Source organism: Domibacillus aminovorans (assembly GCF_001643235.1).
In the GTDB taxonomy this organism is placed as follows: domain Bacteria; phylum Bacillota; class Bacilli; order Bacillales; family Domibacillaceae; genus Domibacillus; species Domibacillus aminovorans.
In genome coordinates, this window is record NZ_LQWY01000005.1 from 190225 (window position 1) to 214887 (window position 24663).

The 24663-nt window shown below is 43.8% G+C and carries 29 protein-coding genes, 1 pseudogene and 1 other annotated feature; of the genes and pseudogenes, 27 read left to right on the plus strand and 3 right to left on the minus strand.

Annotation, left to right across the window (positions count from 1 at the left end; translation table 11 throughout):
* Nucleotides 1-22: 22 nt before the first annotated feature.
* The 9 genes from AWH49_RS03020 (at nt 23) to pheA (ending at nt 5764) form a co-directional block, all read left to right on the plus strand.
* Complete coding sequence (locus AWH49_RS03020) at nt 23-472, plus strand: hypothetical protein (RefSeq protein ID WP_063964590.1); 450 nt, start codon at nt 23-25, stop codon at nt 470-472.
* Nucleotides 465-1280, plus strand: coding sequence for a M50 family metallopeptidase (locus tag AWH49_RS03025; RefSeq protein WP_063964591.1), 816 nt, complete (start codon nt 465-467; stop codon nt 1278-1280). Before AWH49_RS03020 ends, AWH49_RS03025 begins: the two co-directional genes overlap by 8 nt.
* 47 nt (nt 1281-1327) lie before the next feature.
* Nucleotides 1328-1401 (plus strand) — a sequence feature (ribosomal protein L21 leader region).
* Nucleotides 1402-1413: 12 nt separating this feature from the next.
* Nucleotides 1414-1722 (plus strand): 50S ribosomal protein L21, encoded by a 309-nt coding sequence (gene rplU / locus AWH49_RS03030; RefSeq protein WP_063964592.1) that lies wholly within the window; start codon nt 1414-1416, stop codon nt 1720-1722.
* 12 nt (nt 1723-1734) lie between these two features.
* Nucleotides 1735-2067, plus strand: a complete 333-nt coding sequence (locus tag AWH49_RS03035; protein WP_018394055.1) for a ribosomal-processing cysteine protease Prp — start codon at nt 1735-1737, stop codon at nt 2065-2067.
* Nucleotides 2068-2080: 13 nt separating this feature from the next.
* Nucleotides 2081-2365 (plus strand): 50S ribosomal protein L27, encoded by a 285-nt coding sequence (gene rpmA / locus AWH49_RS03040; protein WP_018394054.1) that lies wholly within the window; start codon nt 2081-2083, stop codon nt 2363-2365.
* A gap of 164 nt (nt 2366-2529) precedes the next feature.
* Nucleotides 2530-3066, plus strand: coding sequence for a Spo0B C-terminal domain-containing protein (locus AWH49_RS03045; protein WP_063964593.1), 537 nt, complete (start codon nt 2530-2532; stop codon nt 3064-3066).
* A 15-nt stretch (nt 3067-3081) separates the two neighbouring features.
* Entirely contained in the window at nt 3082-4371 is a 1290-nt protein-coding gene (obgE, locus tag AWH49_RS03050) for a GTPase ObgE (protein ID WP_063964594.1), read from the plus strand.
* A 28-nt stretch (nt 4372-4399) separates the two neighbouring features.
* Nucleotides 4400-4861 (plus strand): ACT domain-containing protein, encoded by a 462-nt coding sequence (locus AWH49_RS03055; RefSeq protein ID WP_034286227.1) that lies wholly within the window; start codon nt 4400-4402, stop codon nt 4859-4861.
* A 33-nt stretch (nt 4862-4894) separates the two neighbouring features.
* Complete coding sequence (pheA, locus tag AWH49_RS03060) at nt 4895-5764, plus strand: prephenate dehydratase (RefSeq protein WP_018394050.1); 870 nt, start codon at nt 4895-4897, stop codon at nt 5762-5764.
* 39 nt (nt 5765-5803) lie between these two features.
* Here the strand turns inward: pheA and AWH49_RS03065 are convergent, their stop codons facing one another.
* Complete coding sequence (locus AWH49_RS03065; RefSeq protein ID WP_063964595.1) at nt 5804-6337, minus strand: transcription repressor NadR; 534 nt, start codon at nt 6335-6337, stop codon at nt 5804-5806.
* Nucleotides 6338-6357: 20 nt separating this feature from the next.
* Complete coding sequence (locus tag AWH49_RS03070) at nt 6358-7461, minus strand: cysteine desulfurase family protein (protein ID WP_082862648.1); 1104 nt, start codon at nt 7459-7461, stop codon at nt 6358-6360.
* Nucleotides 7462-7556: 95 nt separating this feature from the next.
* Here AWH49_RS03070 and nadB point away from each other — a divergent pair, with 95 nt between their 5' ends.
* The 15 genes and pseudogenes from nadB to yajC all read left to right on the plus strand — a co-directional run bounded on the left by nadB (nt 7557) and on the right by yajC (nt 19778).
* Nucleotides 7557-9143: an L-aspartate oxidase gene (gene nadB / locus AWH49_RS03075; protein WP_063964597.1), complete on the plus strand. Its 1587-nt coding sequence runs from the start codon at nt 7557-7559 to the stop codon at nt 9141-9143.
* Entirely contained in the window at nt 9097-9957 is an 861-nt protein-coding gene (gene nadC, locus AWH49_RS03080; RefSeq protein WP_034286221.1) for a carboxylating nicotinate-nucleotide diphosphorylase, read from the plus strand. The genes nadB and nadC overlap by 47 nt, the downstream gene beginning before the upstream one ends.
* A complete protein-coding gene (gene nadA, locus AWH49_RS03085) occupies nt 9944-11053 on the plus strand; it encodes a quinolinate synthase NadA (protein ID WP_063964598.1) in 1110 nt (369 codons plus the stop codon). The genes nadC and nadA overlap by 14 nt, the downstream gene beginning before the upstream one ends.
* A 67-nt stretch (nt 11054-11120) precedes the next feature.
* Nucleotides 11121-11942, plus strand: coding sequence for a LysM peptidoglycan-binding domain-containing protein (locus tag AWH49_RS20485; protein ID WP_063964599.1), 822 nt, complete (start codon nt 11121-11123; stop codon nt 11940-11942).
* A gap of 116 nt (nt 11943-12058) precedes the next feature.
* Nucleotides 12059-12283 carry a hypothetical protein gene (locus tag AWH49_RS03095; RefSeq protein WP_157723658.1) on the plus strand — a complete coding sequence of 75 codons (225 nt, stop codon included), beginning with the start codon at nt 12059-12061 and terminating at the stop codon, nt 12281-12283.
* A gap of 177 nt (nt 12284-12460) precedes the next feature.
* Nucleotides 12461-13213, plus strand: a complete 753-nt coding sequence (locus tag AWH49_RS03100) for a DeoR/GlpR family DNA-binding transcription regulator (RefSeq protein ID WP_063964601.1) — start codon at nt 12461-12463, stop codon at nt 13211-13213.
* A complete protein-coding gene (gene pfkB, locus AWH49_RS03105; protein ID WP_063964602.1) occupies nt 13210-14124 on the plus strand; it encodes a 1-phosphofructokinase in 915 nt (304 codons plus the stop codon). The genes AWH49_RS03100 and pfkB overlap by 4 nt, the downstream gene beginning before the upstream one ends.
* A 40-nt stretch (nt 14125-14164) precedes the next feature.
* Nucleotides 14165-14443 (plus strand): annotated as a pseudogene (locus AWH49_RS18915) (PTS fructose transporter subunit IIB); the annotation flags it as partial.
* Nucleotides 14444-14607: 164 nt separating this feature from the next.
* Nucleotides 14608-15348 carry a uroporphyrinogen-III synthase gene (locus tag AWH49_RS03110; RefSeq protein ID WP_244886767.1) on the plus strand — a complete coding sequence of 247 codons (741 nt, stop codon included), beginning with the start codon at nt 14608-14610 and terminating at the stop codon, nt 15346-15348.
* A gap of 82 nt (nt 15349-15430) precedes the next feature.
* Entirely contained in the window at nt 15431-16045 is a 615-nt protein-coding gene (gene ruvA / locus AWH49_RS03115) for a Holliday junction branch migration protein RuvA (protein WP_063964604.1), read from the plus strand.
* Between the two features lie 18 nt (nt 16046-16063).
* Nucleotides 16064-17071 carry a Holliday junction branch migration DNA helicase RuvB gene (gene ruvB, locus AWH49_RS03120; protein ID WP_034286211.1) on the plus strand — a complete coding sequence of 336 codons (1008 nt, stop codon included), beginning with the start codon at nt 16064-16066 and terminating at the stop codon, nt 17069-17071.
* Nucleotides 17068-17274: a DUF2905 domain-containing protein gene (locus AWH49_RS03125; RefSeq protein WP_082862650.1), complete on the plus strand. Its 207-nt coding sequence runs from the start codon at nt 17068-17070 to the stop codon at nt 17272-17274. Before ruvB ends, AWH49_RS03125 begins: the two co-directional genes overlap by 4 nt.
* Before the next feature lie 14 nt (nt 17275-17288).
* On the plus strand, nt 17289-18347 hold the full coding sequence (gene queA, locus AWH49_RS03130; protein ID WP_063964605.1) for a tRNA preQ1(34) S-adenosylmethionine ribosyltransferase-isomerase QueA: 1059 nt from the start codon (nt 17289-17291) through the stop codon (nt 18345-18347).
* Nucleotides 18334-19473, plus strand: a complete 1140-nt coding sequence (gene tgt, locus AWH49_RS03135; protein ID WP_063964606.1) for a tRNA guanosine(34) transglycosylase Tgt — start codon at nt 18334-18336, stop codon at nt 19471-19473. Before queA ends, tgt begins: the two co-directional genes overlap by 14 nt.
* 35 nt (nt 19474-19508) lie before the next feature.
* On the plus strand, nt 19509-19778 hold the full coding sequence (gene yajC / locus AWH49_RS03140) for a preprotein translocase subunit YajC (protein ID WP_018394033.1): 270 nt from the start codon (nt 19509-19511) through the stop codon (nt 19776-19778).
* A gap of 45 nt (nt 19779-19823) precedes the next feature.
* Here the strand turns inward: yajC and spoVB are convergent, their stop codons facing one another.
* Nucleotides 19824-21338: a stage V sporulation protein B gene (spoVB, locus tag AWH49_RS03145; protein WP_063964607.1), complete on the minus strand. Its 1515-nt coding sequence runs from the start codon at nt 21336-21338 to the stop codon at nt 19824-19826.
* A gap of 98 nt (nt 21339-21436) precedes the next feature.
* Between spoVB and AWH49_RS03150 the strand changes: the two genes are divergently transcribed.
* The 3 genes from AWH49_RS03150 (at nt 21437) to AWH49_RS03160 (ending at nt 24638) form a co-directional block, all read left to right on the plus strand.
* The gene (locus AWH49_RS03150; protein WP_018394031.1) at nt 21437-21751 is read left to right on the plus strand and encodes a post-transcriptional regulator; all 315 of its coding nucleotides are present in this window, start codon (nt 21437-21439) and stop codon (nt 21749-21751) included.
* A 116-nt stretch (nt 21752-21867) separates the two neighbouring features.
* Nucleotides 21868-24132, plus strand: a complete 2265-nt coding sequence (secDF, locus tag AWH49_RS03155; protein WP_063964608.1) for a protein translocase subunit SecDF — start codon at nt 21868-21870, stop codon at nt 24130-24132.
* A gap of 173 nt (nt 24133-24305) precedes the next feature.
* Nucleotides 24306-24638 carry a LapA family protein gene (locus tag AWH49_RS03160; RefSeq protein ID WP_063964609.1) on the plus strand — a complete coding sequence of 111 codons (333 nt, stop codon included), beginning with the start codon at nt 24306-24308 and terminating at the stop codon, nt 24636-24638.
* Nucleotides 24639-24663: the final 25 nt, after the last annotated feature.

Below are 24663 nucleotides of genomic sequence, written 5' to 3' on the forward strand. Positions count from 1 at the left end.
AGAAAAGGCAGGAGGAGTCATTGTGAAGAAGAAAATAGTGGGTTCATTGCTTCTATTTTTATTCGTGTACGCAAATCGAGATCATGCGGCTGTCATTTGGTTGTTTACGGATGATTTCACATTTGCCCGTACTGCTTCTATGTATGAACAGCATCTCGGTATATTGCTACCATCTTTAGATAAAGAAACAGATCGAGCTATTATGGCCGCCAATGTTTCACATGGGTTAAAAGCAGATAAAGAAGGCATGGTCGTACGAATCAATCGAAAAGATCATTTAATTGTGCTCCAGCATAAAGATGACAGCGAAACGGAAGTGAATGGTCTGTATGTACATGATTTTCGGCTGTTTGAAAAAGTGAATAAAGGAGAATGGATCGGGGAAGCGGCGATGGAATCGGTCCATATTATCGTACGCAAAAATGGACAGGTAATTTCAGAAAAAGTAATGGAGCCTGCAGAAATTGATTAGCGTTCATCCGCTTACGTGGCTGCTGGCCGCTGCCGCTGCTGCGATTGGAATGTTTGCAGAAGCTCTTTGTTTATTAATAATTGTTTTTATACATGAACTCGGTCACGCGGCAGCGGCAAAATATTGCGGCTGGCGTATTGTCAAAATTGAATTGCTTCCGTTCGGCGGAAAGCTGGAAACGAGTGAACATGCCGGCCGGCCGCTCACAGAAGAATGGCTTGTCGTCCTGGCCGGTCCAATGATGCATATTCCGATGACGTGTATAGGCATTTTACTTCTGAAAGCAGGTATGATGGAACCGGCAATCTATGCGTTGTTTTTTCAATTGAATGTTCTTATTCTTTTCTTTAATTTATTGCCAGTTTTGCCGCTTGACGGTGGAAAAATGGTGTTGCTTCTATTATCAGCTGTCCGTCCTTATTATGCTGCGTATAGGCTGGCCATTCATTTCTCTTTTTTTATGCTTGTTTGTCTGTTTGGTGCGGCGGTCTATTTTCTTCCATTTTATATACAATTAATTTTGACCGTTTCTTATGTTGCAGTACAGCTTCTTGTCATGTGGAAGGAAAAAGAGTATATGTTTATCCGATTTTTAACTGCGCGTTTTTACGAACCTGTACCCCTCCGAGTAAAGCGAATTCATATTGGCAACCGGCAGTCTTTACTTGAAATGGTTCGCATGTTTCGACGAAATCGAACACATCTTTTTATTGTGAACCGAAAAGAGAACATCACGGAATCGCGGCTATTGGCATATTATTTTAAAGGTAATAAAAAGGTCGATGAGATCATGGGAAATAACGATTGACATAGAAATCTGAAAGTGATAGAATTCATATGTTATTGTTTGTAGCACCCGTGCTACAACCGCACACAGCAGGTTCAAGCATCGAAGGATCACCTGTCACGTGGCGAGTCTGAGTAACTAGGGAGGTGCAGGAATGTACGCAATTATTGAAACAGGCGGCAAGCAGATCAAAGTTGAAGAAGGCCAAGAAATCTACATCGAAAAATTGAACGCAGCAGATGGTGACTCTGTCACTTTTGATAAAGTTCTTTTCGTTGGCGGCGACGACGTAAAAGTTGGAAGCCCGATCGTAGAAGGCGCAACGGTAACGGCGAAGGTTGAAAAGCAAGGACGCGCGAAGAAAATCATCGTTTTTAAATTCAAAGCGAAGAAAAACTACCGCAGAAAGCAAGGACACCGTCAGCCTTACACAAAAGTAGTCATTGAAAAAATCAACGCATAAGGCGATGATCCGATGATTTATGTAAATGTCAAAAAAGATCAATTCGGCTTTATTTCATCGTTCACAATGGAAGGACATGCCGGTTACGCTGAAAAAGGCGAAGACCTTGTCTGCGCTGGTGCATCGGCTGTTTCATTCGGTTCACTGAATGCAGTCATAGCACTGACAAACGTAACGCCTGACATTGATCAAGGCGAAGATGGCGGTCTACTTTCATGCTTCATTCCGGAAGACTTGCCGGTTGAAGTCAGAGAACAGGTGCAGCTTCTTTTAGAAGGTATGGTCGTTTCATTGCAGACGATTGAACGCGAGTACGGACAGTATATTCAAATAAACTTCCAATAGGAGGTGAAAACACATGTTGAAATTAAATCTTCAATTTTTCGCATCCAAAAAAGGGGTAGGTTCTACTCGAAACGGACGTGACTCCCAGTCGAAGCGTCTTGGCGCTAAGCGTGCTGACGGTCAATTCGTAACAGGCGGATCTATCCTTTACCGTCAACGCGGTACGAAAATTCACCCGGGTGAAAACGTAGGACGTGGCGGAGATGATACATTGTTCGCAAAAACGGACGGTATCGTTCGTTTCGAACGCGTTGGACGCGATCGTAAAAAAGTAAGTGTTTATCCAGCTGCTCAATAAGCAGACGGACAAATGGAGGTGTTCTGAAAGTCATACTTTCGGAACACCTCCATTTTTTTATGCATTGCAGACTATCTTTCCCGTTCAAACTGTAAATTTTTCTGCTATACTAACAGAAAGGAATTTGTTGTTTTGGAACGGACACGGGAGGTGCACAAGTACAGATGAAAGAAAAAGATTGGACCATTATAGACGTACTCCGTCATGCGCGGCATGACTGGATGAATGACATACAGCTGATTAAAGGTTTTCTAGCTTTAAATAAAATAGATGAAGCGGCCCGTGCAGCCGATCATATTATTGTCAAAGCTGTGCAGGAAGCGAAACTGTGCAATCTTGGTATGCCAGGGATGGCGGAGATGTTCATCACATTTAACTGGGAGAAACATAAATTTTTGCTTGAATTTGAAATAAATGATGAAATCGTTATAGAAAAAGTGGATGATCAACTTGTGACCCGTTTTTTTCAATCCATCTTTTCATTGTTGGACCGGCACATTTCACAATATAGCGGTCAACATGTATATACTGAGTTTTTTGAAAAAGAAGGACGTCTGGCTGTAAGGATTGAATGGGACGGTGAGCTTGTCGACCGATCTCGTTTAATAGAACAGATCCTGCAATTGCTTCAGTCTGATGCAATGTACGGCGAAATCATGAAATCAGATGATCAGGATATACTAATAGAAGTGAACTTTTAGGAGGAAAAAAACAATATGTTTGTAGATCAGGTTAAGATATATGTAAAAGGCGGCGATGGCGGGAATGGCATGGTTGCATTCCGCCGTGAAAAATATGTGCCAAACGGGGGTCCGGCTGGCGGTGACGGTGGAAACGGAGCGAATGTTGTATTTGAGGTGGAAGAAGGTTTACGCACGCTGATGGATTTCCGTTATCAGCGTCATTTTAAAGCGCCCCGAGGAGAACACGGCATGAGCAAAGGGATGCATGGTAAAAATTCAAAAGATATGATCGTTAAAGTACCGCCAGGAACGGTCGTGACAGATGATGTAACAGGCGAAGTCATTGCGGATTTAGTCGAGCACGGACAGCAGGCCATTATTGCCCGCGGTGGACGCGGTGGACGCGGCAACAGCCGTTTTGCGACACCGGCAAATCCAGCACCGGAAATTTCAGAGAATGGTGAGCCTGGTCTTGAACGCGACATTACACTAGAATTGAAATTGTTGGCAGATGCCGGACTCGTTGGCTTTCCAAGCGTCGGTAAATCAACGCTTTTATCGGTCGTCACAGCAGCGAAACCGAAAATTGCAGCATATCATTTCACAACGCTCGTGCCGAATCTCGGCATGGTAGAGACGGAAGATGGACGCAGCTTTGTTCTAGCTGATTTACCGGGATTAATTGAAGGAGCGCACGAGGGAACAGGCCTTGGACACCAGTTTTTGCGCCATATTGAACGGACGCGTGTCATCGTTCACGTACTGGATATGTCTGGTATGGAAGGTCGTGATCCGTATGATGATTACATCACGATTAATAATGAATTGAAAGAATACAATCTCCGTTTGACGGAGCGTCCGGAAATTATTGTCGCCAATAAAATGGATATGCCGGATGCCGAAGAAAATTTAGCGGCATTTAAGAAAAAAATTGATCCAGATGCAGTTATTTTTCCGATATCAGCGTTAACACAAAGTGGTTTGCGCGATCTATTATTTTCCATTGCTGATAAAGTGGATGAAACACCGGAATTCCCACTTGATCACGAAGAAGAAGATTTGTCCGTAAACCGTGTCGTATACCGCCACGAAAAAAAGGATGCGGAATATGTTATCTCTCGTGGCCTGGATGGTGCATTCGAATTGACAGGCAGCAAAATTGAAAAGCTGTTTAAAATGACCGATTTTTCGCGTGAAGAATCGATTCGCCGATTTGCACGGCAGCTCCGTTCGATGGGAGTCGATGATGCTTTGCGTGAACGTGGAGCAAAACATGGTGAGATCGTACGTCTCATGGACTATGAGTTTGAATTTATTGACTAACAGCTGACAGCGGTTTGGAAAATGGGGGATGGACTTGGGAAAGAAAGAGCAAAATGAAAAATTTTATCTCGTACGTGAAGATGTGCTTCCAGAAGCGATGAAAAAAACGCTTGACGCAAAAGAGCTGATTGAGCGAAAAAAAGCCGATTCAGTATGGGAAGCTGTTCAGAAAGTGGACTTAAGCCGGAGCGCTTTTTACAAATACCGCGATACGGTGTTTCCTTTTCATACGATTGTTAAAGAACGGATTATTACGCTGTTTTTTTATCTGGAAGACCGGTCCGGTACCCTATCTGAACTGCTGGCGGTTGTGGCGGGCTGCGGTGGAAACATCTTGACGATACATCAGACTATTCCACTGCAGGGGCGCGCAAACGTAACGATTTCTTTAAATGTTACCGATATGAAAGTGGGGCTCGATGAACTGCTAGTCCGCTTGAAAAAACTTGAATTTGTCGATACGGTGGAAGTACTCGGTTCGGGTGCTTAACGTGTTTTAACAGAGACTATAGGAGTGAATGGTTTGAGAAAGATTGCTTTTTTAGGACCAGCAGCGACATTTACTGATATCGCTGTGTCAGATGCGTTTCCAGATGATGAACGTATTCCATGTGTTACAATTCCGGAATGTATGGATTTTGTGTTAGAAGGAAAAGCGGATCTGGCTGTCGTACCAATTGAAAATGCACTTGAAGGCACAGTCAATATGACGATTGATCATCTTTTTCATGAAGCAGATTTGACGATTGTCGGAGAGTTGACAGCGCCGATTCAGCAGCACTTACTCGTGCATCCCGATCATGCGCCACAATGGAAAGAGGTAGGACGTGTGCTGTCGCATCCGCATGCCATTGCACAATGTCATAAATTTTTGAACCGTGAATTATATGGAATCCCGACTCAACAAATGACATCAACGGCCGCAGCCGCGAAATATGTAAACGAACATCCAGAGCAATGTATTGCAGCTATTGCGAATTCATTGTCGGCAGAAGAGTATGGTCTTGTTGTCGTACAGACGGATATTCATGATTATCATTTTAACCATACACGTTTTCTTGTGTTGTCGAAAACACATGAAGAATTGACATTTCCTTTGCCGCAAACGGGTGGGAAAACGACGATCGTTGTGACGCTACCGACAGACCGGCCGGGTTCGCTACATCAAGTGCTGGCGACGTTTGCATGGCGTAACTTAAACTTAGAAAAAATCGAGTCGCGGCCGCTTAAAACGGGTCTCGGTAACTATTTTTTCATCATCGATGTCGCACAGCGAATCGATGATGTGCTCGTTCCAGGCGCATTCGCTGAAATGGAAGCACTTGGCTGCAAAGTACAAGTGCTTGGCAGCTACTACGGATATGAAGTAGGACAAACTCCAAGTAAAATATAAAATAAGACTGCCTGGAAAATGGCAGTCTTATTTTATATTTTACTCCAGCAAAAGCCCTGCTTTATCCAGCACCTGCTCTGCTTCATCAAGTGTCGCTTCATCTTTTGCAGAAATGGTGTGCAAGTGAACGCCGCTTGTTAGTTCAGACAAATAAGCAGCGTTCGTTTCGTTAATTTTCTCTAAAAAGTGGAGGACTTCTTTTCGGTTTGATACCATAATGGAAGCCGTTAAATCTCCGTAAACAGGATGTTCAACTTTTACATCTTTCACAAGAACGCCAAGATCGACAAGCAGAAGTAGTTCTTCCTCTGTCTTGTCCGGTGGATGAACACAGGCGACAATTCGTTCATACCCGGTTTCTTCTTGGTTAGTTAAGTACAAATATCCTTGGCTCGTTGCCATAATCGGAACACCGCGTGCTTTTAATAATGTGATATCACCAACGATTACTTGACGGCTTACGCTTGCTTTTTTAGCTAACTCACTGCCAGTTAGAGGTTTATTTTCATGTTGAAGCCAGTTTAAGAGCAACGAACGCCGCTCTTCACCAGCGAGTTTCTTTTTATCTGTCATCCGTTATCCCTCCACTAGTATCATATCATAGCCGCCTCCGTTGCGACATGAGCGAGTGATCGGGCGAGTTCCAGTACTTCTTCTTCTGTCGTCCCGTAGCCAAGTGAAATACGGAAAAACTGCCGTGCTTCATCGATTGACAGCCCCATTGCGATGGCCGCTTTTGTCCCTGCAGCAGCAGATGTATCGCATGCACTTCCAGTCGAAATACGTATATCTTTTGCATTTAATGCGAGCATAACGAGCTGACCTTCAATGCCGGGTATACACATCCCGATCACACCAGGAAACTGTTCTGTTTCATCGGCTTCAATCCATTTGCATAACGTCCCATTCAGTTCTTTTTTTAACAAATTTCTTAAATAGGAGAGACGTTTCAGATCAATAGCGAATTGGGAAGCTTCGACAAATGCAGCGATCGCAGGGGTATCTACTGTACCGCCTCTCACTCCTTTTTCATGTGTCAGACCGGGAAAGACTGGTGTGATTAAACAATGCGGTGATAAATAAATAGCACCGCATCCTTTAGGCCCGCCAATTTTATGAGCTGAAAATGTCATTGCATCGGCTTCAATCCTCGTTATATCAACTTTCCCAAAAGATTGTACACAATCGGTATGAAATAAAATACCGTGTTTTTTTGCTAAACTGGAAATTTTTTCAACAGGCTGGATGGTGCCGATTTCAGGATTAATGTGTTGAATCGAAATGAGTACCGTATCAGGACGAATGGCAGCAAGAACCTCACCTATGGAAATAACGCCATTTTCATTCATCGGCAGTTTTGTTACTTCAAACCCTTCAGATTCAAGCAACGTCATCGCAGAATGAACGGATGTATGTTCTGCCATCGATGTGATCACATGCATTCCTTTTCGATTTCTAGCCATTGATAAAATGGCCAGTATGTTTCCTTCAGTGCCGCTACCTGTGAAGTAAATCCCGTCTGCCGGCACACCCGCTTTTTTGGCGATTTGTTCACGGCATCGTTGCAACAGTAAATTAGCTTTCGTTCCTTCATCGTGAGGACTAGATGTGTTCCCAGGAAAATGAAGTGCCGCTTCTATATACACATCAATGGCTTCCTTTCGCATTGGAGAGGTAGCCGCATAGTCGAAATACATTATTTACACTTCTCTCTATTATAAATTTAATCTTGTCATATTGTTTATTTTATGTGAAGATAGGTGTCAAGACAACTGTAAAGTGAGGGTAAGCGATGAAATTTACGTCACAGGTCGTCATTATTGGATCAGGCATTGCCGCTTTGCAGGCAGCCAAACATTTAGCAGCGCAATTGAATGTGATTGTTATCACAAAGTCAATGATCAGGGACAGTAACTCGTATTATGCACAGGGAGGCATCGCCGCTGTGATGTCTACAAATGATACGTACCGTTCTCATATAGAAGATACAGTAAAAGCAGGGGAACATCATCATAGCTTGTCCGCTGTCGAGCAGCTTGTCGAAGAAGGCGCACAAGGCGTACAACAACTTTTAAATGAGGGATTTCCGGCAGACCGCCGTTCAACTGGCACGCTTTCACTCGGTTTAGAAGGGGCGCACAATGAACATCGGATTGTTCATTCTGGTGGTGATGCGACCGGTAAAATGATAATCGAGCATTTATTAAAGTCAATGCCGGATAATGTACGTATTATGGAGCAGGAAATGGCATTTGAACTTATCGTGTCAAATGAAACATGTACGGGTGTGAAAACGAAAACGATTGACGGCACGATACACACATATGAAGCGGATCATGTAGTGCTGGCAACGGGCGGAGCAGGAGCGCTCTATCCATTTACGTCAAATAGGAAAACGTTAACAGGTGACGGGATTGCGCTTGCTTACCGCGCAGGTGCAGTCGTGACAGATATGGAGTTTGTTCAGTTTCATCCGACTCTTTTATATGTAAATGGTGAAGCGAAAGGGCTTGTGTCAGAAGCGGTTCGCGGAGCAGGAGCAGTACTTGTGGATGAAAGTGGACGCCATATTATGGAAGGAATTCATCCGATGAAAGATCTTGCTCCCCGGCACATTACCGCGTTTGAACTATACAAAGCACGCAAAAACGGTCATGATGTGCTTCTCGATATTTCCATGATTGATCATTTCGAGAAGAGCTTCCCAACCATAACCGCTCTGTGTATTAAAAATGGAATTGATATAAAAGACGGATTCATCCCTGTTGCACCAGGCAGCCATTTTTTAATGGGTGGAGTAAAGGCGGATTCGCAAGGGAAAACGTCGATTAATGGTTTATATGCAATTGGTGAAACAGCCTGTACGGGTGTACACGGAGCAAATAGGCTTGCAAGTAATTCCCTTTTAGAAGGAATCGCTTTTGGAAAACGAATGGCGGCGTATATATTGTCTTGTGATCAAAACGTGCAGGTCAAAAAGAGGGCCGCGATTGCTTTTCCATTAACTGTTCCACCGCTTTTTGAAATAGATGAATTGCAAGCGATGATGATGGACAACGTAGGTATTACTCGAACGAAAGAAGGGCTTAATCGTCTAGTAGATTGTTTGAAGGTTGTGGAAAATACAAACGGAGATATAAGTCACTTATCCGTTTCAGAAATAGAACGATTGTTTATGCATACGACAGCGTATTTAATTGCAAGGTCAGCACTTGAGCGAACTGAGACGCGAGGTGCCCATATTCGAGCAGATTTTCCGGAAGCGAGAGAACAGTGGGGGCAAAGCTGGGTGACATTTGAAAAAGGAAAAATATCGGTGAGGAGTGGAGAACATGAATGGAATCAAACTCGATCAACTGCTTACAGCATTTTTTATTGAAGATATTGGCGATCGGGATGTATCAGGAGAAAGCATCTTTTCTGAAGAGGAAATGGGATCATTTACATTTACAGCGAAAGAAGCCGGTATTTTTTGCGGACGAGCTATCATTGAAAGAGGATTTCGGTTAGTCGATGAACATGTCACGGTGTCGGTTTTGAAAAAAGATGGCGACGTTGTGAGGCAAGGTGAAGTGATTGCTCGTATTCAAGGTTCATTGCGCGCGCTGCTTTCTGGGGAACGGGTCATATTAAATCTTGTGCAGCGAATGTCAGGCATCGCGACAGCAGCGGCGCAGGCAGTGAAAGAAACAGAAGGAACGAATGCGCGCGTCTGTGATACGAGAAAAACGGTGCCTGGATTGCGCATGATAGAGAAGTACGCAGTGAGAACAGGTGGTGCTTTTAATCATCGCACCGGTTTATACGATGCTGTTATGTTAAAAGATAATCATATTGCTTTTGCTGGAAGCATTTCGCGTGCTGTAGAAAAAGCACGTTCTGCTTGCGGCCATACGATGAAAATTGAAGTGGAAATTGAAACGAAAGAGCAGCTGATAGAAGCAGTGGAAGCGGGCGCGGATATTGTCATGTTTGATAACTGCACGCCTGAACAGATCAAATCATGGCTGCCGATTGTACCGGCGCATATTGCAACAGAAGCGTCCGGGGGGATTACGATTGAAAATATACGCGATTATGCGTTAACGGGTGTTGGCTGGATTTCTCTCGGTGCATTAACGCATTCAGTGAAAGCACTTGATATAAGTGCACGAGTGGACATGAAAGGGGCTGTTTTAAATGGCATTAAATGAACTGTTAAAGACGAATGAAGGAATGCTTCCGGAAATATACCGGCATATGGAGCGGGGGACAATGGAACAGCGGGTGCGCGAGATTAAACAAGAACTTGGCTCTGCCCTGTTCATTCCAGGTCACCATTATCAAAAGGATGAAGTGATTCAATTTGCCGATGCAATCGGGGATTCATTGCAGTTAGCACAAGTGTCGGCGGCGAACCAGGCAGCAGAGCACATTGTCTTTTGCGGCGTGCATTTTATGGCAGAAACGGCTGATATTTTAACGAATGACAACCAAACGGTCTATTTGCCTGATATGCGTGCGGGCTGCTCGATGGCGGATATGGCAGATATTTATCAAACTGAACGGGCTTGGACGACTCTCCAGCAAACATTTGGTGATACGATCATTCCGCTCACGTACGTGAATTCAACCGCTGCTATTAAAGCATTTACCGGAAGAAATGGCGGTTCATGCGTTACATCATCGAATGCGCGCTCGATGGTAGAATGGGCATTTACGCAAAAACAACGTATTTTATTTTTGCCGGATCAGCATCTTGGCCGGAATACGGCATTTGACATCGGTGTGCCGCTTGACCATATGGCGGTTTGGAATCCGATCACAGATACGCTTGAATATGACGGAGATATCGCGAATGTTCAAGTTATTTTGTGGAAAGGACATTGCTCTGTTCACGAAAACTTTACCGTTTCCAATATTGAAGAACTGCGCCGGACGAGACCGGACATGAACATCATTGTGCATCCGGAATGCCGCCGGGAAGTGGTGGCACTATCTGATGATAATGGATCCACGAAATACATTATTGACGTAATCGAAAAGGCGGAACCTGGCACGTCCTGGGCGATCGGAACAGAAATGAATCTAGTGAAACGGATTATTGCGAATCATCCTGATAAAGACATTATCTCGCTGAATCCAAATATGTGTCCATGTTTGACGATGAACCGAATTGATTTGCCACATTTGCTCTGGTCGCTAGAAACAATTACGGCAGGCAAAAAAGGCAATATTATTAAAGTAGACGAGAAAACAGCATTACAGGCAAAGATGTCACTTGACCGGATGCTGGCACGGGCAAACTGACATTTTTTCGGCACAGCAGGATACCGGGCGCATACAATATGTTGAATGCTCATTGAGGAGGGAAACAATGAAAATCCATATTGTTCAGCGCGGTGACACACTCTGGTCGATTTCTGAAAAGCACGGTGTTTCGTATGAAGAAGTAAAGAAGCTAAACGCTCATCTGGCAAATCCGGATATGATTGTACCGGGTATGAAAATTAAACTGCCTGATACTGTCAGTCATAAGGGCAGCGAGCGTCCATATAAGGGCAGCGAACGTCCATACAAGGGCAGCGAGCGTCCATATAAGGGTAGCGAGCATCCATATTCGAACGAAAAACCGAATGGCCGTCCGCCGCTACTAGAATCGGAAATGGACGAGATGAAGGAACCAAAGATGCCATCGATGCCGCCGATGCCAGAATCGCAAATGCCATCGATGCCGCCGATGCCAGAATCGCAAATGCCATCGATGCCGCCGATGCCGGAATCGACACTGCCGGTACCGCCGATGCCAGAATCGCCAATGCCATGTCCATCGATGCCATGTCCGCCGATGCCAGAACAGTGGATGACACAACCCGTTCCAGCACCATCTCCTGCTGAACAAGGATATGAACAGGGATATGAGCATGAAATGATGATGCCATGTCCACCAATGCCATGCTATTTTTACCCGATGCCTTTTCCGATGCCTCATGCAATGCCTTATGCAATGCCTCAAATGCCTCAAGCAATGCCTTATGCAATGCCTCAAATGCCTCATGCAATGCCTTATATGCATGAGATGGAAACAGAGCAAGAAGAAAATGAAAATGAAATGAAAGAAAATGAAATGAAAGAAAATGAAATGAATGAACATGGATTTCCGCATATGATGCCGCATTGTCCGTACTGCAATCGATGAAGTGAAACGTAATGGTGAAGACGCGCAATATGTGCGTCTTTCTTTCATATGAACAAATGAAAAAGACCAAGAAGGGAATGCTACCTTTAATCAGAATTTTAAAAGGGGGCAGTGAAGTGAAAACGCTATTTGCCGAATTAACATTTGATGAAACGAAAATTTCAGGTGATATTCAATCTAAATTAAAAAGTGCTCTTTTGAACCACGGGATAAACGTTATCGCTGTAACAGATAAACAGCCAGGGGGTACGCTCCGAGAAAGCGGAATGGATAAAAAAGACGCCATTCAAGTGCAGTCTGATTTAAACTCAGCAGGTGCAGGCGGCATGGTTTCACCTTAATATAGAAGAGAAGTCGATCAGCATCATGCTGATCGACTTTTTTAGTGTAAACAATCAATATGTATGGATTATTGGTTTGTCTTGATTGATTTTGGATTAATTTGATTGGAAATGATTGTTTTCTTATAAAAGCGGTTGTATAATGAAGGAAACAAAAAGAACAGGGGAATGAAGGCAATGTTGACGGAAGAACGTCATTTGACCATTTTAAACCTTTTAAAAGAAAAAGAAGTAGTCAAAATTCATGAATTGACTGAATTGACAGGTGCCTCAGAGTCGACAATGCGCAGGGACTTGACTGATTTAGAAGATAAGGGTCTACTCAGACGTGTTCATGGCGGTGCAGCGAAAGTATCAAGAAAACGCACAGAACCGTCGATGAACGAAAAAACGAACCGATTTTATGAAGAGAAAAGTGCGGCCGGCCGTCTTGCTGCATCCCTCATCGAAGACGATGATTGTATTTTCATTGATGCGGGCACAACAACATTAGCCATTATTCCTTACATTCAAGCAAAAAATATTGTGGTTGTGACGAATGGATTTGATCATTTGCGACTGCTTGCTGAACGGGGAATTGAAGCATATGGTACAGGCGGCAAGCTGAAAGAATCGACAAAAGCATTAACTGGCACTGGTGCTGTTCACAGTTTGCAGCAATATTGGTTTGATAAAGCATTTCTTGGCGTAAACGGCATTCACATGGTGGCTGGCTACACAACGCCGGATCCGGAAGAAGCAACAGTTAAGAGAGAAGCACTAAAACGAGCACAGCAGCCTTTTATTGTAACCGATGCATCGAAATTTCAGGAAAGCACGTTCGCCTATATAGCAAGATTGGAAGACGCGGTCATTGTGACAGGTAAAATAACTGATAAAATGAGGCGGATGTTTGCAGAAAAAACGGACATTAAGGAGGCGTTAATATGATTTACACGTGTACGTTAAATCCAGCCGTCGACTATGTTGTGCGAGTGGAGGATTTTCAAGCAGGCGGCTTGAATCGATCGGAGAGTGCCGATTTATATGCGGGCGGGAAAGGGATCAACGTGTCACGCCTATTGAAGAGGCTTGGCAGCGATACGTGTGCTATCGGATTTGCGGGCGGATTTATAGGCGATTTTATTAAAAGTGAACTTGACCGTGAAGGTGTTTTCCACCGATTTACATCCGTTCATGGCGTCACGCGTATTAACGTGAAACTAAAATCAGGTACCGAAACAGAAATTAATGGGCCGGCTCCGTCTATTTCGGAAGAAGAGGCGAATCGACTAGTGCAGTTGACGGGAGAGTTGACAGAGCATGATTGGTTTCATATCGGCGGCAGCGTACCATCGTCCCTTCCAGCAGATTATGCAGGTACATTAATGGACACCGCACGCAAAAAAGGGGCACGTGTTGTCGTGGATACGAGCGGTGCGGCATTAAAAGCTTTACTGCCATACAACCCTTTTTTTATTAAACCAAATCATCACGAGTTGAGCGAACTATTTAATACAGATGTTAGTACGAAGGAAGACGCGGCATTTATTGCGAAAAAATTAGTCGATGGCGGTATTGGAAATGTCATCGTTTCTATGGGCGGTGATGGAGCGGTTTTTGTTAACAATGAATCAATTTATTTTGCCGTATCACCAAAAGGAACGGTGAAAAATACAGTCGGGGCAGGCGATTCAATGGTTGCCGCGTTTATGGCGAAAATTGATGCTGGACTTGAACCGCATGAAGCATTTCACTGGGCAGTTGCAGCTGGCAGTGCGACGGCCTTTTCTGATGATCTATGTACGAAAGAAGAGGTAGAAGATGTCTATAGCCATGTGAAAATTGTAAACGTAGAATAGGAGGGACGGTCAAAATGAAAATCACTGATTTGTTGAAGAAGAAACAGCCGCACCTGTTCAATCGGGTGCACCGTCTGTTCTCGCTGTGATAGCCTGTCCAACCGGGATCGCACATACTTATATGGCAGCGGATGCATTAAGGGCAAAAGCGAAAGAAAAAAATATTCATTTTAAAGTGGAAACAAATGGGTCAAGTGGTGTGGAAAATGCGCTGACAGCCGATGAAATTGCGAACGCAACAGCGATCATCGTGGCGGCGGACAAGCAAGTGGAGATGGAACGCTTTAAAGGTAAGCATGTCATTCAAGTACCGGTCGCACAAATGGGACGGTTCAACAATACGTTGAATCGTCTTTTTTATGGAAAAATGCAAGTGAAAAAGATAGTATTAAAAGAAAAGAGAAACGGGGAGAAAACGTGGGAAACTTACATGAGAAGCGAATTGCGATTACGGGTTCAAGAAAAATGGATGAAATGTGTACGATGGTTGAAAAAAAAGGTGGCATCCCGCTTGAGCGTCCGTTGCAGGAAACGATTAAATGCACACCGGAAGAAATGAAAGCAGCCATTGAGTCTGTTACGCAAAAAGGGACGGACTGGAGCATATTCACCACAGGAATTGGTACTAATACGTTATTTGAGGCAGCTGAATCACTCGGATTGCTTGATGAATTAACACAAGTCATTGGAGCCTCACGTATTGCCAGTCGTGGATATAAAACGGTGCAAGCGTTGAAGAAGTATGGATTTACATCTGAAATTGTTGATGGGGATGGAACAAATGCTGGATTGCTTCACGCGCTTCAGGACGTTTCATTTAGCGATCATAATGTTTTTTTGCAGCTGCATGGCGAACCTGTCCCTGCTCTTGAAAATACATTGGCCGAAAAAGGAGCAGATGTATCACGCGTATTGCCCTATAAAACGACTGTTCCGAATCCAGCGATTGTCACACAGCTTGTCGATGAGGTAATTACAGGTGAGATCGAAGCGGTGCTATTTACTGCTACCCCGCAAGTACGCGTGCTGTTTCAAGAGGCGGAAAAACGCCATTTGTCAACTGATTTGGCAAAAGCATTTAACGAAATAGCCGTTGCTGGATCAGTTGGAAAAGTGACGACAGGTACGTTAAATGAGTATGGGATCACGCGTGTCGTCGCACCAGAGCGTGAACGGATGGGAGCATTAATTGTGGCCATCGACGAGTATTACAAAACTAACTGAATATTCACGGAACGGACGTTCCTTTTTTAGCCCGTGTATGGTATGATAGAATGAACGAATCGTGTTTAAAGGAGACAAAAAATTGTACGAGTACATAAAAGGTACTATTTCATTCATTGGACCAGAATACATTGTGATTGAAAACAACGGAATTGGATACCGGCTGTTAACGCCAAATCCATTTGCATTTTCAAAATACGAACAAACGACTGTGACTGTTTATGTGTATCATCACGTGCGGGAAGATGCGCAGCTTTTGTTTGGTTTTATGACATCGGAGGAAAAGCGGTTGTTTGAAAAGCTGATCAGCGTATCTGGCATCGGACCAAAAGGAGCGCTTGCGGTACTTGCATCAGGTGAGCCGTCACATGTAGTCGGTGCCATTGAACGGGAAGACGAACCGTATTTAATAAAGTTTCCGGGTATCGGGAAAAAAACAGCACGCCAGATGATTCTTGATTTAAAAGGGAAACTGGATGGTGTGACAAGTGATACGCTTTCAGGTTTATTTCAGCCTGAAAAAGAAGCGGTTACCGTGGCGTCCGGTAATATAGAGTTGGAAGAAGCGCTTCTCGCACTGGAAGCACTCGGCTATTCTGCACGGGAAATTAACCGTATTTCCGCACGCCTTAAAAAAGAAGAGGCCATGCCAACGGATGAATACATTCGAAAAGGGCTGCAGATGCTGCTTGGATAAAAAGGGGGTTCTTTCCATATGATAGGGGATAATCGTGTACTCTCAGGTGATGCCGGAGCTGATGAACGGTTTGAAGAACAGTCGCTCCGTCCGCAGACACTGAATCAATATATCGGACAGGATCAAGTGAAACAAAACTTGTCCATTTTTATCGAAGCTGCTTTAAAGAGAGAAGAAACACTGGATCACGTGTTATTATACGGACCGCCGGGACTTGGAAAAACGACGATGGCTGCCGTCATCGCGAACGAAATGGGTGCTGGATTTAGAACAACATCGGGACCTGCGATTGAACGACCAGGGGATCTAGCGGCTGTATTAACAGCTCTTGCACCAGGCGATGTACTGTTTATTGATGAAATTCATCGCCTGCCGCGCTCAATAGAAGAAGTGCTGTATCCGGCGATGGAAGATTTTTGTCTTGATATTGTGATTGGCAAAGGACCGGAAGCACGCTCTGTTCGCCTTGATTTGCCGCCGTTTACGCTTATCGGTGCAACGACGCGTGCAGGTGCCCTGTCTGCACCGCTTAGGGATCGGTTTGGCGTTCATTCAAGGCTCGAATATTACACGACGGAACAGCTGACAGATGTTGTGCTGCGGACAGCTGATATATTTGGAACAACGATCGAAGCAGAAGGAGCAGAAGAGCTGGCACGCCGCTCACGAGGTACGCCGCGAATAGCGAACCGTTTATTAAAACGTGTACGTGACTATGCGGAAGTACGCGGTGATGGGAATATTACGCTTGAAAAAGCAAATGAAGCACTTGAGCTGCTGCAAGTCGACCGGCTCGGCCTTGATCATATTGACCATAAACTGCTCACGACCATTCTTAGCCGTTTTAAAGGTGGTCCAGTCGGGCTTGATACACTTGCGGCAAGCATCGGTGAAGAGTCAACGACGATTGAAGATGTGTATGAACCGTATTTATTACAAATTGGCTTTTTACAAAGAACACCGCGTGGGCGCGCTGCGCTGCCGGCTGCCTATGAACATTTTCATATGGAGATACCGGCACAATGACTGGATTGGGTAAACTATTCATGATCATTGGAGCCGTTCTGCTTGTCATCGGCATTTTGATGCAGTTTACAAAGCTTGGCCGGCTTCCCGGCGATATTATCATGAAAAAAGAAAATGCGACTATTTACTTTCCGATTGTCACATCGATTGTTGCAAGCATTGTGCTGTCGCTTATTTTTTATCTAGTTGGAAAATGGAAATAATTAGAGGTGTGAACATGAAAGTAGAAGATTTTGATTTTGATTTACCGGAAGAACTAATTGCGCAGATACCACTTTTAGAACGTGCGGAAAGCCGGATGATGGTGCTGGACAAACAAACGGGCAACATACAACATGACGTTTTTAAACATATTGTTGAGTACATACAACCTGGCGATTTGCTTGTTTTGAATGACACAAAAGTACTACCGGCCCGTCTTCATGGTGTGAAGGAAGAGACAGGCGCAAACATTGAAGTTCTTCTTTTAAAGCAGGATGAAAAAGATGTATGGGAAACGCTCGTTAAACCGGCGAAGCGTATTAAAGAAGGCAGCATCATTTCATTCGGCGATGGAAAGCTTCGCGCTGTGTGCACCGCTGAAAAAGAACACGGCGGCCGTATGCTTCGCTTTGAATATGAGGGGATTTTTTATGAAGTGCTTGATGAACTTGGCGAAATGCCGCTTCCTCCCTATATAAAAGAACAGCTTGAAGAAAAAGACCGCTATCAGACGGTCTATGCAAAAGAGCGTGGATCTGCTGCTGCTCCGACGGCAGGGCTTCATTTTACAGAACAGCTGTTAAATGAGATAAAGATGCGCGGTGTACGTGTTGAGTTTATTACGTTGCACGTCGGTCTCGGAACATTCCGCCCGGTTTCAGTAGATACGATTGAAGAGCATGATATGCATGCGGAGTATTATACTATTTCGAAACAGACGGAAGACGCCATTCGTGAAACGAAAGAGAATGGTGGACGTGTGATTGCTGTCGGAACTACGTCTGTCCGAACGCTGGAAACAGCAGCACTTGATCACGGTACTGTAAAAGAATCAAATGGCTGGACGGATATTTTTATTTATCCAGGGTTTGAATTTCGTGCAATTGATGGGATGATTACGAACTTTCATTTGCCGAAATCGACGCTTATTATGTTAATCAGTGCGCTCGCAGGACAAAAGGAAGTGCTAAAGGCATACGCTGAAGCGGTAAAAGAACAGTATCGCTTTTTCAGCTTTGGTGATGCGATGCTTATTATCGATTCGAAAGGTGGGACTGACAATGACAGCCATTAAATATGAACTCATTAAAACGTGCAAGCAGACGGGTGCACGGCTAGGCCGCGTTCATACGCCGCACGGAAGCTTTGAAACACCCGTATTTATGCCCGTCGGCACGCTCGCAACGGTAAAAACAATGTCACCGGAAGACATTAAGCAAATGGGGGCGAACATTTTACTGAGCAACACGTACCACTTATGGCTTCGCCCGGGTCATGACATTGTACAAGAAGCAGGTGGCCTCCATAAGTTTATGAATTGGGATGGCGCTATTTTAACGGATTCTGGCGGCTTCCAGGTCTTTTCATTAAGTGAATTTCGGAAAATTGAAGAAGAAGGTGTTCATTTCCGCAACCATATAAACGGAGATAAATTATTCTTATCCCCGGAAAAAGCGATGGATATCCAGAATGCACTCGGTTCTGATATTATGATGGCGTTTGATGAGTGTCCGCCGTATCCAGCTGAATATGAATACATGAAAAAATCGGTTGAACGTACATCCCGCTGGGCAGAACGCTGTTTAACTGCGCATAAGCGTCCTGAAGACCAAGGATTATTCGGCATCGTGCAAGGGGGAGAATACGAGGAACTGCGCCGTCAAAGTGCGCGTGATCTCGTATCGCTTGATTTCCCTGGCTATGCGATCGGCGGTTTGTCCGTTGGCGAACCGAAAGATGTCATGAATCGTGTGCTTGATTTTACAACGCCACATTTGCCGGCAGATAAGCCGCGCTATTTAATGGGTGTCGGTTCACCTGATTCATTAATTGATGGGGCGATGCGCGGCATTGACATGTTTGACTGCGTACTGCCAACACGCATTGCCCGTAATGGCACATTAATGACAAGTGAAGGCCGTCTCGTTGTAAAAAATGCAAAATATGCGCGTGATTTCGGTCCGCTCGATCCAAATTGTGACTGTTATACGTGTAAAAATTATTCGCGTGCTTACATTCGCCATCTGCTTCATTGCAATGAAACGTTTGGAATTCGACTTACTACTTATCATAATCTTCATTTTCTGGTAAACTTAATGGAAAACGTACGTCAAGCGATCCGAGAGGACCGGCTTGGTGATTTCCGCGAGGAGTTCTTTGAGCAATACGGTTTCAACCGTCCGGATGCAAAAAACTTTTGACGTCTTCTGTTTTTGGAAAGGAGTGAAAAAAGAATATGAATCAATTATCACAGTTTTTACCATTAATTGTTATGTTTGCACTGTTTTATTTCCTGTTGATCCGTCCACAGCGAAAACGCCAGCGTCAAGTGTCAGAAATGCAAAACAACCTGCAAAAGGGAGATAAAATCGTCACGATTGGTGGACTTCACGGTAGGATCGAATCCTCTGATGAAAAAACGATCACGATCGTATGCGGCGATGGTACACGCTTAACGTATGACCGCGCATCTATACGTGAAATTGTCGATAAAGGCACCATTTAATCAAAAAACAGCCTCCAGAGCTATTACTTCTGGAGGCTGTTTTTGTTAAGAACGCCAGAACAGCAGTGTAGATATATCTTTTTTCTTGAAAATACCAAGAGCAGCCGCGCCGAATAAATACATAATGAAACAAAAGAGGATGCCGCTTAAAAGATGGGGAACGGGTGTTGTATATAAAAATGGCATAACTGCGTCCATTGCAAGATATGTAAAGACAACAAGGAGCATCATTTTTATATAAAGACCGTATTGCAATTTCATCGGAACGGCTTTTAGCATGGATGCTGTATGAAGAAGTGTGACGAGCACGATACTTGATGCAATTCCGATGGCGGCGCCGGTAATGCCAAACTGGGGCTCCTTAGCGAATAAAAAGATGACGCATAGTTTTACAGCATTACCGAAAAAGCTGTTCATCATCGCAGCACGGGACAAATTTAATGCTTGCAGGACAGCTTGCAGAGGTCCTTGGCAGTAATATAAAAGGAAAAACGGTGCCATAAGTTGAATTAAATCGGCTCCTTTTTCGGTATGATACATAATGGACATGAGCGGTTTTGAAAATAAAAACAGAACAATCACCGCGAAGCCGCCTGAAAAAAAACAAAACCGAATGGATTCATTAATACGCCAGGCAATCGCGCTGTACTTTTTTTTACTGAATGATTCACTAATATCCGGTACGAGTGAAGAAGATAGTGCAAGTGTTAAAAAAGACGGCAAAAACATAAGTGGGAGTGCATAGCCGGTTAACACACCATATTCCTTCATTGCAGCGCCTGCTGTCAGTCCGGCAATGGCTAAACTTTTGACGACAACGATCGGTTCTAAAAACCAAGCACCAGATCCGATCAGCCGGCTGCCAACTGCCGGCAGAGCGGTTTCAGCTAGTTCGTTGGTCAACTGACGATTTGTTCTTTTTCCAGGCCATTTGCGCAGCTTTCGCCAATCTGAACGAAAAGCCCCAAGTAAATAAAGAAGTGAAGCGAGTTCACCGGCAGAAGCAGCGGCCATCGCGCCGGCGGCCGCATATTCAATCCCGTATGGCAGGAGCATGCGTCCGGAGACGATAATGAGCGCAATCCGCACGATCTGCTCTATCAGTTGTGATAGTGCGGCGGGTTTCATATTCATTACACCGTGAAAATAACCACGCAAAATCGATGAAATGGCAATGATCGGAATAGATGGTGCAATCGCATAAAGAGGAAAAACAGCACGTTTGTCATGAAAAAGCGTTTCAGCAAGATATGGTGCAAGCAAGCAAAGAAGCGGTGTGAAAATGCATGCAAGCGATAAGGTGAAAAAAAGGGAACTCATTAAAATGTGTTTTCGCTGTTGATCATTTTCAGCAGCCGCAACACTTCTTGTGACAGCAATAGGCAATCCAAATTGGACAGCTGTGACGGTTAAAATAAATGCGGGAAATACGGCCATATACAGACCGATCCCTTCTTCGCCAATTAAACGGGCAATGATCATTCTGTTCACGAAACCGAGTATTTTTACGAGGAAAATGGCCCCTGCCAGCCACATCGTTCCTTTTATAAATGATGACAATGTGCCACCGCCTTTTCTGAAAAAGTAATTGTAAAGAAAATATTGTATAATGAGATATATGTACAAAGAGGGACGAGCATGACAGGGGGACACGATTGATGGACAAACATCCGTATGACACATATTACCGAAAACTTTTACCTGCATTGGTTAGTAAAGTGGAAGAATTTAAGCTATTTGAATATCATACAGTCAGTATTCAAACGCTCTGGCATTATTTAACGAAAAAGAAATGGAAAGTCGTACAGGAAGAACCGGCAGTCTCCAAATTGGTCTCAGATGTATTATCCGTGAAGCCAGGTGATTATATGAGTTTCACACAAGTAAGTGCTTACAAATCACCAGAATGGGGTACGCCGCTTTCAGATGAAGAAATGACGAAATTATTTGAACCGCGTAAAAATAGTGAGTAAATTGACAGTCTCTTTTATCTCATTCATAATGAATTGTGCTGATGAATTCTGGTGTTCGTTACCGGAATTTTTTTAATCAATTATATTTTTACATAAATTAAGGAGTGGGAATTGACATGGTAAAGCGGAGCCGGATCGTTGCATTTCTCCTCGTTGTGCTCGTCTTGTTTGGCACGATGAGTGGGACAGCGAACGATATCGTCAAAAATATTAAACTCGGTCTGGATTTGCAGGGCGGGTTTGAAGTATTGTATGAAGTACAACCTGCGAAAGAGGGACAGAAAATAACCGAGAGTGTTGTTTCTGACACATCAGAAGCGCTTGATCAACGAATCAATGTACTCGGAGTAAGTGAGCCGAGCATTCAAGTGGAAAATGGAAATCGAATTCGTGTTCAGCTCGCGGGTGTGGAAGATCAGGAAGAGGCCCGCAGTATTCTTTCTACACAGGCGAATCTTTCATTTCGTGATGTGAATGACAAATTGATGCTGGATGGAAGTGATTTAGTAGAAGGAGGGGCTGATCAATCTTTTACTCAAACTGGCCAGCCTAACATTGTACTGCAGTTAAAAGATAGCAACAAGTTCAAAAAGGTAACAGAAGAAATTTTAGCGAAAGCTCCAAATAATCAGCTTGTAATCTGGCTTGATTTTGAAGAGGGAGTCGACTCATACGCATCGGAAATTCAAAAAGAAAATCCGAAATTTTTATCCAATCCTAATGTGAACGAAGTATTGAGTTCTGACCAAGTTACGATCGAAGGAAGTTACACTGTTGAAGAAGCCCAATCTCTTGCTGATTTATTGAATGCGGGCGCCCTTCCAGTAAAACTGAATGAAATTTATTCGACATCTGTTGGTGCTCAGTTCGGTGAACAGGCGCTTGATCAAACGGTCTTTGCCGGTATTGTAGGGGTAGCGATCATTTTCTTATTTATGCTGTTGTATTATCGCATACCTGGTGCCGTCGCTATTGTGACGTTATCTGTCTATATTTACCTTGTTCTTCTTATCTTTGATTTAATGAATGGTGTGTTAACATTACCTGGTATTGCCGCGCTTATTCTCGGTGTCGGGATGGCTGTCGATGCGAATATTATCACATATGAGCGGATTCGAGAAGAATTAAAAATTGGCCGTTCGGTGAAAGCTGCCTTCCATACGGGCAGCCAAAATGCATTTTTAACGATTCTCGATGCGAACGTGACGACACTCCTTGCTGGCGGCGTACTTTTTTACTTCGGGACAAGCTCAGTTAAAGGATTTGCGACAGTTCTTATTATTAGTATTTTAATGAGTTTCATTACCGCTGTATGGGGATCGCGTCTACTTTTGGGCCTCCTTGTGAACAGCAACTGGCTGAAAGATAAACCGGGACTATTTGGGGTGAAGAAATCAAATATTCACTCGATTAGCGAAGGATATGATGCGCTCGATTTGCCGACGCGCTTCGATAAAATTGATTTTGTTAAACCGCATAAAAAATTGTTTGCAGCTTCCGCTATTGCCATCATTGCTGGGATGATTGTGCTCGGTATTTTCCGTTTGAATCTAGGGATTGATTTCTCAAGCGGATCGCGAATGGAATTGCTTTCAAATAAGCCGTTGACTGAACAGGTGGTCGAAGCGGAACTCGATAAGCTCGGTTTTGTAGCAGAAAAAATTACGATTGGCGGCGAAGATGAAAATATTGCTTCCGCTCGATTTAAAGAAACGTTGTCGCAAGATGACATCGCGAAAGTGAAAGCAGCCCTCGGTAAGACATTCGGGGCCGATCCAAATGTAAGTACCGTTTCACCTATTGTCGGAAAAGAACTGGCGAAAAATGCTATAATGGCACTTGCGATTGCAGCAGTCGGGATTATTTTATATGTTGCTGTACGCTTCGAAATTTACATGGGTGTAGCCGCGGTCCTCGCGCTCTTGCATGATGTGTTTTTCATCATCGCTTTCTTTAGCATAACGCGTCTTGAAGTAGATATTACATTTATTGCGGCCGTCTTGACGATTGTCGGTTATTCGATCAATGATACGATCGTGACATTTGACCGTATGCGTGAAAATATGGCGAAGAAGCGGAGAATTAAAACACCAGAAGAATTGGATGAGATTGTAAACAAAAGTTTACGTCAAACGTTGACACGTTCTATAAACACGGTCTTAACCGTTGTCATTGCCGTTATCGCGCTTATTATGTTCGGCAGCCCATCTATTTTGAACTTCTCGATAGCCCTGCTTGTCGGCTTAATCGGTGGTGCGTATTCATCCATCTTTATAGCTGCTCAATTGTGGCTCATCTGGAAAAAGAAAGAATTGAAGAAAAAAGGAACGCTTATTACGTATAAAGAAAAAAATACGAATAAAGATGAACTTCAAGTGTAAGTAAAAAGCGAGGGAGATTAACTGCCCTCGCTTTTTTTATGTGAACAAATCGTTCATTTGAATCGATTTTTCCGAATATGATACTTGCTTTCTTTATTTCAAAAAGAAAGCAGTTGTTATGTTTTAAATGCATGTAAAATAGGGAAAAGAAAGGCAGGTGAGGAGGGGAAAAGATGAAAACTCAAACAACATTTATTTTCGGATTAATTTTTGCACTCGCTATTGCTATTTTTGCTGTTATTAATGTGGATTCTGTCACAGTGAACTATTTATTTGGTCAGGCGCAGTGGCCGCTTATTCTTGTTATTTTATTTGCTGTTTTAATGGGTGGCCTTGCGATATTTATGTTCAGCTTGTTCCGGACGATGGCATTAAAACGTCAAAATAAAGAGATCATCCGTCAAAATGAGCGGTTGAAAAAAGAAATGCATGAATTAAAGCTAGAGCACCGTAAAATGGATTTTCCTGAAGCGAATTCAACTCGGTTAATCCCGGACGGTGAATAATAAACCGGTGTCAAGACGAATGAAA